The sequence below is a fragment of the Colwellia ponticola genome, assembly GCF_005885605.1.
GTDB lineage: Bacteria > Pseudomonadota > Gammaproteobacteria > Enterobacterales > Alteromonadaceae > Colwellia > Colwellia ponticola.
Genome location: NZ_SZVP01000007.1, coordinates 140,267 through 153,388, shown reverse-complemented (window position 1 = coordinate 153,388; position 13,122 = coordinate 140,267). Strand labels below are relative to the sequence as shown.

The following is a 13,122-nucleotide window of genomic DNA, read 5'->3' as shown; positions in this document are numbered from 1 at the left end:
TGATGATCAGTTAAGTTAGTTTAAGAATGGCTCTACAAAATGGTAAATCAAGTGATCAAAGCTGATGAGAATCGGTGATCAAAGTCATGAGAATACGCAATTTCTGGGAAACCTTTATTATCATCAATAGCAAACCAATAAAAATAGCTATTTTCAATAAAAAGTACTCGATAGGACTTACCATCAAATGCAATGGTTTCATTAACTTGCCACATAGTTATATCCCTCACTTAAAGACACACTTCTAAACGCAATATCTTTTGCTTTCAAACTATGAAATGCGTAACGAATATCAAACGTGATAAGTCTAGCGGCACACATCAATCGAAGATCATACAAGGAATAACCTAAATCATGCCCGTAAGCCTTGTCATACTCTTTACAAATATCGACGATTTTCCTGTCTGGATAACGTCCAAAGTAAGATTTCATATTTTCGAATAGTCGTATCAACTCGTCGGTGATGATTTCATCAAAATACCCCTTAACTCCATAAAGCCACTCAATATTAGATACGACGACTTTATCTATCTCTTTTTCTGTTACGAGGAACCACGGAATTTTTTTTAGTTTCCAATATCGCCGCTCAATTTCAAGTTTTTCAACGGTTCTTGGATCTTTTAGGGCTTCTGAATACTTTGCTTGGATAGCAAACTTGGACTGAGTCCTAGATGATGAATTGACCAAAAAGTCTGAAGACATCACAAGGTTTACCCCCCCTTGCGAAGGATGCCAAAGCTGATTTTCTTTAGATATACTAAGAGTGTCATCCCGATTTAGTGGGAACTGCTCACGAATATCAGTTACGGCAGGATTATGATCTAGAAGGAGAAATACTGCGAACTCAAGATCTGATAACACATGGTGAATCCGACCAGTAAGATGAGAATAGACTCGCTGAGATCGACCTTCCGATGGAACTTCATTAACATACAGCCACGGCTTGTAGTTAGAAACCCTTCCTGTACCACGTCCTTCTTTAATGCGTTTTGTGATTTGCTTTTCAGTTAGGAGGTACTTTGATTTTGCCATAAAAAAATCCGGTTAACTTTTAGTCAGTTTAACCGGATTTAAAAAGTTTTCAACTTTATTGTTAAGTTTTAATCTTTATTGTTTAGTTTCAATCTTTATTGTCCTGCGACAAAAAAAATTAATTTTATTAATAACTTATTCGACAGTGACACTTTTTGCCAAATTGCGTGGTTGGTCAACGTCAGTACCTTTGATTATTGCCACATAATAAGAAAGCAGTTGTAAAGGTAAGGTGTACACAATAGGGGCGATAATATCATCACATATAGGTACATCAATCACTTTCATGGTGTCGTCGCTAGCAAAGTGTGCGTCGCTATCAGCAAAAACATACATTAAACCACCACGGGCGCGTACTTCTTCAACATTTGATTTCAGTTTTTCAATTAAGTCATTTTTTGGTGCAACAACAATAACCGGCATTTCAGCATCTATCAGCGCTAACGGACCATGTTTTAGCTCACCGGCTGCATAAGCTTCGGCGTGAATATAAGAAATCTCTTTTAGCTTTAATGCGCCTTCCATTGCGATAGGGTATTGATCGCCACGCCCTAAAAATAACGCATGATGTTTGTCCGCAAAATCTTCGGCTAAGTCTTCAATTGACGAAGCCAGTGCCAATACTTCATCAAGCTTTGCCGGCAGTGACATTAATGACTGCGTAATTTCAGCTTGTTTTTCATCAGACATACCATGATGTTTACCAATCGCTAAGGTCATCATTAATAAGCCAACTAACTGGGTAGTAAAGGCTTTCGTTGATGCTACGCCAATTTCAGCGCCCGCTTTAGTCATAAAAGCAAGGTCAGATTCACGCACTAACGATGAACCGGGCACATTACAAATCACTAAGCTTGATTGATAACCAATTTCTTTGGCTAAACGTAAAGCCGCAAGGGTATCTGCTGTTTCGCCTGATTGTGAAATAGTCACTAATAATGAGTTTTTCGGGACAAATGATTTACGGTATCTAAACTCACTAGCAATCTCAATATTACAAGAAACACCGGCAAGCTCTTCTAACCAGTAACGCGCAACCATGCCTGAATGGTAACTAGTACCACAAGCAATTATTTGTACATGTTCAACATTTTTAAATATCTCATCAGCGCCTTCGCCAAAGGTATTAATATCTAGCTTGCCGGCCACTAAGCGCCCGTCTAAGGTGTTGCGAATAGCGGTAGGTTGCTCGTAAGTTTCTTTTAGCATGTAGTGACGGTATTCACCTTTATCACCACTGTCGTGTGACACATTAGCCTCTTTCGCTTCACGCTCAACTGGCTTGCCGTTACTATCAAATACGCTAACGTTAAAGCGACTAATTTGCGCAACATCACCTTCTTCAAGGTAAGAGAATTTACGCGTTACCGGTAATAACGCCATAATGTCTGAAGCGATAAAGTTTTCACCTACGCCATAGCCAATCACTAATGGGCTACCAGAGCGAGCAACTATAAGGTTGTCTTTATCACGGCTATCCATGACTACCGTACCGTAAGCGCCTTCAAGTTGTTTAACGGTCTTTTGTACTGCAGACAACAAACTATCACTACTTTTTAATTCATGATGAACTAGATGAGTAATAACTTCGGTATCCGTTTGCGATAAAAACTCATAACCTAAGCCTTGTAATCGACTACGTAGCGCTTCATGGTTTTCAATAATACCGTTGTGTACAACTGCAATGGTGCTATTAGATACATGTGGGTGAGCATTAACCTCACTTGGTGCGCCATGTGTTGCCCAGCGTGTGTGAGCTATGCCTGTACCACCAGTTAACGGTGTTTCTATTAGTGCTTGAGCAAGCTCTTGGACTTTACCTAAGCGTTTTGCGGTTAATAGTTCATTATTGTTATTAGTAATGGCAACGCCCGCAGAGTCATAGCCGCGATACTCTAATCGCTTTAACCCTTCTACTAAAATATCTGCTACATCACGTTGAGCTACTGCACCGACTATGCCACACATAATATTTATTCCTTTTTATCTGATTACGTATTTTTACGTATTACGTTGTTTTAACTTAACTAACTTGAATAATCCGCTAAAGGTTAACCTTTAGCGATAATTAATTTTACGCCTTGCTCAGTGAGGGCTGTGCGTACTTCTTCAGGGAGACCATCATCGGTGATCACGGTATGAATTTGCTGCCAAGTCAGTTCTAAATTAGGTATTTTTTTCATTATTTTTGCTGATTCAACCATCACGATAACTTCGCTAGCCACTTCAGCCATAACACGACTTAAGCCAATTAATTCATTAAAGGTTGTGGTACCACGGTTAATATCAATACCATCAGCACCAATAAAGAGCTGGTCAAAATCATACGAGCGTAGTACTTGTTCAGCAACTTGTCCTTGAAACGCTTCAGAGTTGGGATCCCAGGTACCACCACTCATTAATAGTGTTGGTTCATTTTCTAGTGCATGAACCTCATTCGCAATACTCAGTGCATTAGTCATGATAACTAAGCCTTTCTTATTCGCTAATTCACTGACTAAAGCAGAGGTAGTGCGACCACTGTCAATAATAATACGGTTATTATCATGCACCAGCATAGCGGCTTTTTTAGCAATATGTAACTTTTGTTGAGACAGTTGCTCAGCCTTCGCGGCACTAATTTCTGTAGGTAGGGCAACTGCCCCACCATAACGTCTAAGTAATAAGCCACTATTTTCAAGGGCTGCAAGGTCTTTTCTGATAGTCACTGCTGAGGTTTCAAATTGCTTAGCTAAGCTATCTACGCTCACTTCGCCTTGGGCATTTAAGTCGGCAATTATATTATAGCGACGCTGTTGAGTATTTCGTTTCGACATGGGAATTACTGGTTAACTTATAGAAGGTTAATGTATATGAATAGTTTCGAACTATGCAACTTACTAGGCAGTTTAGTTTCACTATTGCGGTATTATGTTTCATACCGAAAGCTATTGCAATTTTTAGTTAAATTTAACGCTAAAAAAAGGCGCTATTTTTATAGCGCCTTAGTAAAAAGTATTTAGCTAATTAGCTCTTTTTACTGGTCGCTGCCAACCCGTAACGTTACGCTGTTTAGCGCGACCAAGTCCTAAGCCACTTTCTTCTACTGGCTTAGTGATAACCGAGCCGGCACCAATAGTCGCTGAGTTACCAATAATTACCGGAGCGACCAATGAACTATTAGAACCAATAAAAGCATTATCACCAATTTCCGTGGTTGATTTGTTTACACCATCGTAATTACAGGTAATGGTACCTGCGCCAATGTTAACGTTAGTACCAATTTGTGCATTACCAAGGTAACTTAAATGCCCCGCTTTACTGCCTGCACCTAAAGTGGTTTTTTTCATTTCAACAAAGTTACCAATATGCGAATCTTGCTTCATGACTGAACCTGGGCGAATGCGAGCAAAAGGCCCCACTGAGCAATCCGCTTCAATTACCGCATCTTCAATAATACTGTTTGGCTTAATTTCAACATTTTCGCCAATAATACTATTAATAATAATGCAGTTAGCACCAATAATTACGTTATCGGCTAGTGTTACTTTACCTTGAAAAATACAGTTAATATCAATAGTTACTTCTGTGCCTGTGGTTAAGTTACCACGCACATCAATACGTGCTGGATCGCGTAAACTGGCGCCAGCAAGCATTAACTCTTGGGCAATACGCGCTTGATAAGCACGCTCTAAGGTGGCTAGCTGTACACGATTATTAGCGCCTTCAACTTCTATTTCAGTCTCTGGATGGGCGGTTGCAATGACCTTACCCTCACTGTGGGCTGAAGCTATAATATCGGTAAGGTAATATTCACCTTGGGCATTATCACTTGATAAGTGACTTAACCAACGTTTTAAATCGCCGCCATTAGCAAGTAAAATACCCGTATTCGCTTCCTTAATTTTCAGCTGCTCTGCACTAGCATCTTTTTGTTCAATAATACCGACCACTTGCTGCTGTCCGGAAATTTCTTGGCGCACAATACGGCCATAGCCCATAGGGTTAGCTAGGTTAACCGTTAGCAACGCCATACCATTATCAGGTTTCGCCGCTAATAAGCTTTCTAAGGTGGAGACTTTAGTTAATGGCACATCACCGTAAAGCACCAGTACATTTTCATCGTCCTTTAAAAAAGGCGATGCTTGATCAACCGCATGACCGGTGCCTAACTGTTCTTTTTGCTCAACAAAGGTTAAGTCATCGCCGTTAATGCGCTGCTGTAAGACATCACCGCCAAAACCATAAACCACATAAATATTGTTCGCGCCGAGTTGACGAGCACTATCGATAACGTGACTCACCATAGGTTTATCAGCAACACTATGTAAAACTTTGGGTAAGGAAGAACGCATACGGGTACCTTTACCCGCGGCAAGAATAACAACAGAAAGTGACATGATAAATCCATTCATTGAGCATTGTAAGGGTTGGTATTGTAACCAAGTTTGTAGTGCCTTTACTAGAGGCTGTTGCTCTTGGGAGATTGTTTTTTCAGCTTTTTGTTGGGTATTTATACCAGCGCTGTCTTTTACTGTGGTTGTTCCACACAAGAAGGCAATAACGCTATAAAAAATGACCTACGAATACTGCCCAAAGAAGCCAACTAAGAGCCTTTAAGCTCAAACAACGGTTAACCTCGAGAGATTATCTCCTTTTACCACTAGCGAGCTTATTTCACCGTTTGTGAAGAAAACTCACTAATATATTGACCACCCTTAATTTTAGCAATTAACCGTAATTTCTGGCTAGCACCTTTATTAGCTAACAACTGACCTAAAGGAGTATTGTTACGCCAATAATAAGGATTTTTTATCATCCCTAACGGGTAAGGCGTCATCTTATTATTTTTATCGACTAAAAATAGTGTCGCACTATCTAGCGGAAAGGTTGAATTCACCTCGGTAACGCCGGCTTCATCAGAAACATTGACTTTAAATTCACCCGAAACAAGTACACAGCTTTTATTGACAATATCACAGTGCCCCTGTGTTACGAGTTGTACTATTTTATCTTTTGCGGCTTCACTTTCCTTATAAAAATCGGCAGCAATAAAACCAACAATGGCAAGAATAGGTGCCACCATAAAGGCAAGTTTGACGTGTTTATTCATAGTATTATCTTCTTAGTACTTATTGATTAAATGACTTTTGATTAGGTAGAGCGAGTATTACACCGTTAATCGAAGTGAATGAGCTAAAACTAGATTAGGTGTTATCGTTGAGCTTAACAAAAAAGGCTAGACGAGCATATCGTCTAGCCTTTTATTTTTTTACTAAGTTGACTATTTATTCAACCTAATGTTTGCTAGCAAGTGATAACTAGTGGTCGTGTGCTGCGCTAACAGCACCTGGGATACGCATGTTTTCTACCATAGCGACAATATGAGCTGGAGCTGGACCAGTAAACTGAAGCACGATGAAAGCGACACCAAAGTTAACTAATGCACCTACTGCACCAAAAGCGTTAGGAGAAATACCGAAGAACCAATCTGGACCCATGTCACCTAAGAACGAAGTTCCTGGGATAAACATAATACCTTTGTGTTGGAACACGTATAACATAGTCACACCAATACCAGCACACATACCGGCAACCGCTGCTTTACCACTCATTTTTCTTGAGAAGATACCCATCATTAATGCTGGGAAGATACTTGATGCTGCTAAACCAAAGGCTAAGGCAACCGTACCGGCGGCGAAACCTGGAGGATTTAACCCGAGGTAACCTGATATTAAGATGGCAATTGTCATTACCACTCGCCCAGCAAACAACTCACTCTTTTCTGACATGTCAGGCGTTAACACCCCTTTCATTAAGTCATGCGAGATAGAGGACGATATTGCCAATAATAAACCGGCTGCTGTTGACAGTGCCGCGGCTAAACCACCGGCAGCAACTAACGCAATAACCCAGTTTGGTAAGTTAGCAATAGCAGGGTTAGCTAGTACCATAATGTCACGGTCAACTTTAACCATTTCATTGGTTGTGGCATCAGCAGTGTACTGAATTTTACCATCACCGTTTTTATCTTCAAACTGTAATAGACCTGTTGTTTCCCAATCTTTAAACCATTGTGGACGCTCAGCATACTCAAGGTTTTGACCGGCTACAGGTTCAATAGTTTGCATTAGGTTTAAACGAGCCATGGCACCAACAGCTGGAGCAACTGTGTAAAGCAAAGCGATACAAACTAAAGCATAACCTGCTGAAGAACGTGCTGCTTGTACTGAAGGAACAGTAAAGAAGCGCATAATTACGTGCGGTAAACCTGCCGTACCAATCATCAATGACATAGTATAAGCGAACATATTTAACGTGCCACCTAAGTTATCAGTGGTGTACTCTTTAAAGCCTAAATCAGTAACAACCATATCTAACTTATCAAGTAAATAAACACCACTACCATCAGCTAAGGTACTACCTAAACCTAATTGTGGAATTGGGTTGCCGGTAAGTTGTAATGAAATAAATACCGCAGGGATAGTGTAAGCAAAAATCATTACTACATACTGAGCGATTTGCGTATAAGTAATACCTTTCATACCACCTAGTACAGCGTATACCCACACAACGAACATACCGATGCCTAAGCCTAAACCGTAATCAACTTCTAAGAAGCGAGAGAAAGCAACACCTACACCTTTCATTTGACCAATGATGTAAGTTAATGACGCGATGATTAAACAAGCTACCGCAACAATACGTGCTGTTTTTGAATAATAACGATCGAAGATAAACTCAGGTACGGTAAATTTACCGTGTTTACGCATGTAAGGCGCTAATAACATAGCAAGTAATACATAACCACCGGTCCAACCCATTAAGAATACTGAGCCACCGTAACCTAAGAAGGCAATTAAACCAGCCATTGAAATAAATGACGCAGCACTCATCCAATCGGCGCCAATCGCCATACCATTTTGTAATGGGGTTACGCCGCCACCCGCTACATAGAAATCACTGGTTGAACCCGCACGAGCCCACCAAGCAATAGCAAAATATAAAGCAAATGTGCTAAATACTGCGATGTAAGTATATAGTTTTAACTCATCCATATTTTAGCTCTCCACATCATATTTTTTATCAAGCTTATTCATTTTGGCGCCATACCAAAAAATCAAACCTAAAAACGCATAAATTGAACCTTGCTGTGCAAACCAAAAACCAAGTTTGTACCCACCTAGACGAAATTCATTAAGTGGTTCTACCAACAGCAAACCCAAACCAAATGAAACAAAAAACCAGATTGCAAGACAGATAAAGATCAAGCGCAAGTTTTCTTGCCAATATTTTTCTTTATTTTCCACAATAACCTCCTAGCGACATAGCGATTTTTAGCGATTTATTATTTTATTTCGCTTTATTACGCCTTTCTTAAAATAAAAAGAGTTAGTAATAACTTTTATATTCTGTGCATTATGTTGAGTAAGAGTATGGATATAGATTTCTGTCAAAACATATCAAGTAAGTAAGACCGCAGTGGCAAAAATCCATATTCAACTTTTACTGTTGATTAATCTAGCAAGCTTTGTTTTGAGGGGGTATTAGCCTTTAGTCTAGCATGCGCTAATGCCTTAATTAACAACTACATCAATAGTATCACTGACACCTTAAACTTTAGTCTAGGTTTGACTGATAAACCTTGTTTAAAGTAAAACAAAACTTTAAATTAACATGACTAAATACCAATCCGTATAAGAAAATAATCGCTTAGCGAGCCTTTAGAAACGTCTTTATACACATTGGTATGAACCTTCGATAATGAACACCTATAGTCTGAGGCAATAAGCATGGACACTGAACTTTCAGAAATTAGCACCTTTATTTGCAGCATCCCACCTTTTGATAGTTTACCTAAACATTTGCTCGCCCAGCTTGTTCGTGAATTAACAATAAATTACCTAAGAAAAGGTGAGCAACTGCCGCCAAAAGGAATGACGGAAGCTAGGTTATACATACTTAGAAAAGGCGCGATGAGCTGCCTTTCAGCAGAGGGTGAACTGGTTAGTCGACTGGGTGAGGGTGACTTATGTGACGCTTTTTACCATAGTAATCATAATAATAGTGACGAAAAGCGTCTCAATGTTCATACCGATGAAGATTGCTTAATTTACAGTGTTGAAGCCTCGGTATTACAAGAGTTAGGTGAGCGTTTTCCCAGCATCAGTGACTATTTTAGCCAAAATTCCGCACAACGTTTAAAAAGTAAAATGACTAAAGTTAATGAAGACGCTATTTTATCGTCAACGTTAATGAATACCTCTGTTGGTAACTTTTATCAAAGTCCGGTTGCCTCTATTGACGTCAACAAAACAATTCAGCAAGCGGCAATGCAAATGAATGAACAAGGCTACTCTTGTTTAGTGGTGATTGAGCAAGATAGTCCTGTTGGTATTATCACTGATAAAGATATTCGTCGTCGCTGCGTTGCTACTGGCTTAGCTACCAGTGCTTCTATTAGCAATATCATGACGCAAGACATGTGTACCATCGATATTAAAAATAATGCCTACGATGCGTTAATGATAATGACCGCTAAGCATATTCACCACCTTCCGGTCACCAAATATGGCAACCTTGTCGGTATGGTTACCGTAACCGATCTCATTAATAATGAAGGTCACAATGCCATTAACTTATCTAGTGTTATTCATAAGGCTAATTCGGTAAAAGAGTTAACTGAAATCAGTATGTTGCTACCTAAGCTACAAATACGTTTAGCAAAATTAGGCAGTAGTTCTGACCATGTTGGTAAAAGTATCAGTGCTATTACCATGGCTTTTACTAAACGTCTTATTGAAATGGCTGAGTTTAAATATGGGCCTGCTCCTGTCCCTTATGCTTGGCTCGCGGCTGGCTCACAAGCAAGACAAGAGCAACTAGCGCACTCAGATCAAGATAATGCTCTTATTATTTGCGATACCATGAAAACTGGTGATGATGTATGGTTTGAAAAACTCGCTCACTTTGTTTGTGATGGCTTAGCCAGTTGTGGCTTTATCTATTGCCCTGGTGAAATTATGGCCACCAATGTTAAGTGGCGACAACCGCAAAAAGTATGGCATAGCTACTTTAGCAAATGGGTCGATACACCAAGCCCACAAGCGTTATTAAACAGCAGCGTTTTTTTTGATTTAGAAACCATTTACGGTGATGTCTCTTTATTGAGAGAGGTAAAAAAAGAACTATTAAAGAAAACCAAAAAAAGTACATTATTTATCGCTCATTTATCTAAAAATGCCTTAGGACTTCGTCCGCCATTGGGCTTTTTCCGTGATTTTGTTTTAAAACAAAATGGTAAACACAGAGCAACATTAGATTTAAAACGTAATGGCATCGCCCCCGTCGTTGATTTAGCTAGAATTTATGCCTTGGCTGAAGGTATTAGCGCAGTCAACACCATAGAGCGAATTCAACAAGCCGCTGGCACGCCTTCGTTAACTAAATCTTCGGCAGAAAACTTAATTGATGCTTACGCCTTTTTAGGAATATTGAGAGTAGAACACCAAGCCAAGCAGCTTATGCGCGGAGAAAGCGCTGATAACTTTTTATCACCAAAAGAAATTTCTAAGTTAGAACGAGAACACCTTAAAGATGCGTTTAAAGTCATTAAAAGTCTACAAGACGCTCGGCAGTCGAACTACTAATGACTAGCTCGACAATAACGCATTCACCTTTATTAAACTGGCTTATGGGTTATGAGGCTCAGCGTAAAAGATTATTAAAAACAGCCCCTGAAGGCGCATTACGCGATTTTTTATCGGTACCTTTTCCTGATATACATACCTCCATTGAGAAGGTAGATATATTATCAGTTGACTTTGAAACCACCGGTCTTGATGCCAAAAAAGATAAGTTACTGAGTGTTGGCTTTATTCCCTTTAAAAGACAGCAAATGTCACTCAGCGACTGTTACCATCAAATCATTAACACCCAAGCGCAACTCGAAGAAAGTAATGTCATTATCCATCATATTACCGACAGTCAAAAAGATCGCGGTAAAGCCCTAAGAATAGTCGTTGAAGCACTCTTAACCGCTTTAGCGGGTAAAGTAATGTTGGTACATTTTGCCCGTATTGAAAAGCAATTTTTAACGCAAGCTTGTTATGAGTTATATGGCATGGCGCCTGTTTTCCCCATGATAGATACCTTAGTGTTAGCTAAACGTCGCTTAGATAAACGCGATGTATCTTATGATCCTTCTGAATTACGACTGACCAATTTACGGCACAAACTTCAGTTGCCCGAACATAATGCTCATAACGCACTCAACGATGCTATTGCCACCGCCGAGCTGTTTATGGCGCAAATGAGTAAAAAAAATAGAGACGGCAAAACCACACTCAAAGACGTTTTATTGTAATAGCCCTTTAATAAAATGAGTCTTGTAGATACCTTTAGCAGCGCTTTCTTTACATATTGCTATCTATAGCGATCAAATAAAACATTCTTTTAAGCGCTTCCTCTTTCGCTTTACTGTGCTTAGGATACAATCATGGCATGCGATAAAATTTGTCACAAAAAAGGATGCTCATGAATAAGTTATTAACTGCCGAAAATAGCGGTACACCATTAATTATTATTGAAAAAACGACCTATCAGGGCTGGCTTGAAAACCAAGACAAACCAAGCCAAACTTGGCTTGAAAATACCCAGTTTTCAGGTCAAGGGCTCGCGCTTATTCCCAATAACCAAGGTGAACTCAGCAAAGCATTATTTGTCGTGGCTGACGCTCACGATTTTTTTGCTTGTGGCGATTTAATTAAAAAATTACCTCAAGGGCAATATTTATTACAAGCAGATGATGAACATATTGAAGCGATTAGCTTTGGTTGGTTAGTCGGTGCTTATACCTACGATAGATATATCACCAATAAAAATGATAAACCTCTGGCAAGGTTAGCAATTAATAATGCTGACATGGTTGAAAGTGCCATCAAGTTCGCCCAAGCAACCGCGTTAACCCGTGATTTAATCAATACACCTGCCGCCGATATGATGCCCGTAGATATTGCTAAAGCTGCAATGGCGCTAGCTGAGCAATTTAACGGCAACGTTAAGCAAATTATTGGCGATGAACTACTTGTGCATAACTACCCAACGATTCATGCCGTTGGTCGCGCCAGTGTCCACAAACCTCGCTTAGTTGATTTAACTTGGGGTAATAGCAATAACCCGCAAGTGACTTTAGTGGGTAAAGGCGTCTGTTTTGATAGTGGCGGTTTAGATATGAAACCCGCTGCAGGTATGCGAAATATGAAAAAAGATATGGGCGGCGCTGCCCATGTTTTAGGGTTAGCACAATTAATTATGGCGCATAACCTACCCATTAATTTACGGGTATTAATTCCAGCGGTAGAAAATGCTGTTTCAAGCAATGCCTTGCGCCCAGGCGATGTGGTTACTACTCGTAAAGGGCTAACGGTTGAAATTCATAATACTGACGCTGAAGGTCGTTTAGTCTTATGTGACGCGTTATGCGAAGCAGAAAATGACGAACCAGCATTAATTATTGATTACGCCACATTAACAGGCGCGATGCGTGTTGCGCTAGGTACTGAGTTACCAGGTTTTTTCTCAAACAATGATCAAGTAGCTACTGATATTACCACCGCAGGTCTGCGCAATAGCGATCCTGTTTGGCGCATGCCATTGCACAAGCCTTATGATAACTTGTTCGACAGTACTATTGCCGATATGACTAACTGCCCTTCTCAACCTTTTGGTGGTGCAATTACTGCAGCATTATATTTACAACGTTTTGTTGAAAAAACAGATTGGGTACATTTTGATGTGATGGCCTTTAATATTCGTCAGCTATCAGGTCGCCCATTAGGTGGTGAAGCTTTTGGTATACGAGCTGTATTTGATTACTTACAAGCTAGATTCAAATAACGCTACTTAACGAACCATTATAAAGCCTGTACTTTTATCTCTATGTGATAAAAGTACAGGCTTTTACTTTGTACCGCTAGTAATAAAACCTTTACCCAAGCGCTGAATAGCAAGTCGCATTTCAACACTCAAACCTCATAACAGAGCAAATAGATGAATCAACATCTATTTAATCTCTATTTTGCGTCTTTTCGTCGCATTTAGCCGACTTTT

Annotated in this window: 11 protein-coding genes; 3 read left to right on the top strand and 8 right to left on the bottom strand. The window is 39.8% G+C overall.

Annotation, left to right across the window (positions count from 1 at the left end; all coding sequences use genetic code 11):
• Positions 1–47: 47 nt before the first annotated feature.
• The 8 genes from FCS21_RS16805 to FCS21_RS09480 all read right to left on the bottom strand — a co-directional run bounded on the left by FCS21_RS16805 (position 48) and on the right by FCS21_RS09480 (position 8,321).
• On the bottom strand, positions 48–215 hold the full coding sequence (locus FCS21_RS16805) for a hypothetical protein (RefSeq protein WP_171035671.1): 168 nt from the start codon (positions 213–215) through the stop codon (positions 48–50).
• Positions 202–1,032 carry a TnsA endonuclease N-terminal domain-containing protein gene (locus FCS21_RS09510; RefSeq protein WP_138622764.1) on the bottom strand — a complete coding sequence of 277 codons (831 nt, stop codon included), beginning with the start codon at positions 1,030–1,032 and terminating at the stop codon, positions 202–204. The genes FCS21_RS16805 and FCS21_RS09510 overlap by 14 nt, the downstream gene beginning before the upstream one ends.
• Positions 1,033–1,167: 135 nt before the next feature.
• The gene (gene glmS / locus FCS21_RS09505; RefSeq protein WP_138622762.1) at positions 1,168–3,000 is read right to left on the bottom strand and encodes a glutamine--fructose-6-phosphate transaminase (isomerizing); all 1,833 of its coding nucleotides are present in this window, start codon (positions 2,998–3,000) and stop codon (positions 1,168–1,170) included.
• Between the two features lie 83 nt (positions 3,001–3,083).
• Positions 3,084–3,848, bottom strand: coding sequence for a DeoR/GlpR family DNA-binding transcription regulator (locus tag FCS21_RS09500; protein WP_138622760.1), 765 nt, complete (start codon positions 3,846–3,848; stop codon positions 3,084–3,086).
• A 186-nt stretch (positions 3,849–4,034) separates the two neighbouring features.
• A complete protein-coding gene (gene glmU, locus FCS21_RS09495) occupies positions 4,035–5,411 on the bottom strand; it encodes a bifunctional UDP-N-acetylglucosamine diphosphorylase/glucosamine-1-phosphate N-acetyltransferase GlmU (RefSeq protein ID WP_138622772.1) in 1,377 nt (458 codons plus the stop codon).
• A 272-nt stretch (positions 5,412–5,683) separates the two neighbouring features.
• Positions 5,684–6,124, bottom strand: a complete 441-nt coding sequence (locus FCS21_RS09490; protein ID WP_138622758.1) for a hypothetical protein — start codon at positions 6,122–6,124, stop codon at positions 5,684–5,686.
• A 208-nt stretch (positions 6,125–6,332) separates the two neighbouring features.
• Positions 6,333–8,069 carry a sodium:solute symporter family protein gene (locus tag FCS21_RS09485; protein ID WP_138622756.1) on the bottom strand — a complete coding sequence of 579 codons (1,737 nt, stop codon included), beginning with the start codon at positions 8,067–8,069 and terminating at the stop codon, positions 6,333–6,335.
• A gap of 3 nt (positions 8,070–8,072) precedes the next feature.
• Positions 8,073–8,321, bottom strand: coding sequence for a DUF4212 domain-containing protein (locus FCS21_RS09480; protein WP_138622754.1), 249 nt, complete (start codon positions 8,319–8,321; stop codon positions 8,073–8,075).
• Positions 8,322–8,804: 483 nt separating this feature from the next.
• Between FCS21_RS09480 and FCS21_RS09475 the strand changes: the two genes are divergently transcribed.
• From FCS21_RS09475 to FCS21_RS09465, 3 genes are all read left to right on the top strand, one after another.
• Positions 8,805–10,661 carry a putative nucleotidyltransferase substrate binding domain-containing protein gene (locus tag FCS21_RS09475; RefSeq protein ID WP_138622752.1) on the top strand — a complete coding sequence of 619 codons (1,857 nt, stop codon included), beginning with the start codon at positions 8,805–8,807 and terminating at the stop codon, positions 10,659–10,661.
• Entirely contained in the window at positions 10,661–11,377 is a 717-nt protein-coding gene (locus tag FCS21_RS09470; RefSeq protein WP_138622750.1) for an exonuclease domain-containing protein, read from the top strand. The genes FCS21_RS09475 and FCS21_RS09470 overlap by 1 nt, the downstream gene beginning before the upstream one ends.
• A 170-nt stretch (positions 11,378–11,547) precedes the next feature.
• Positions 11,548–12,909 (top strand): leucyl aminopeptidase family protein, encoded by a 1,362-nt coding sequence (locus FCS21_RS09465; RefSeq protein WP_138622748.1) that lies wholly within the window; start codon positions 11,548–11,550, stop codon positions 12,907–12,909.
• Positions 12,910–13,122: the final 213 nt, after the last annotated feature.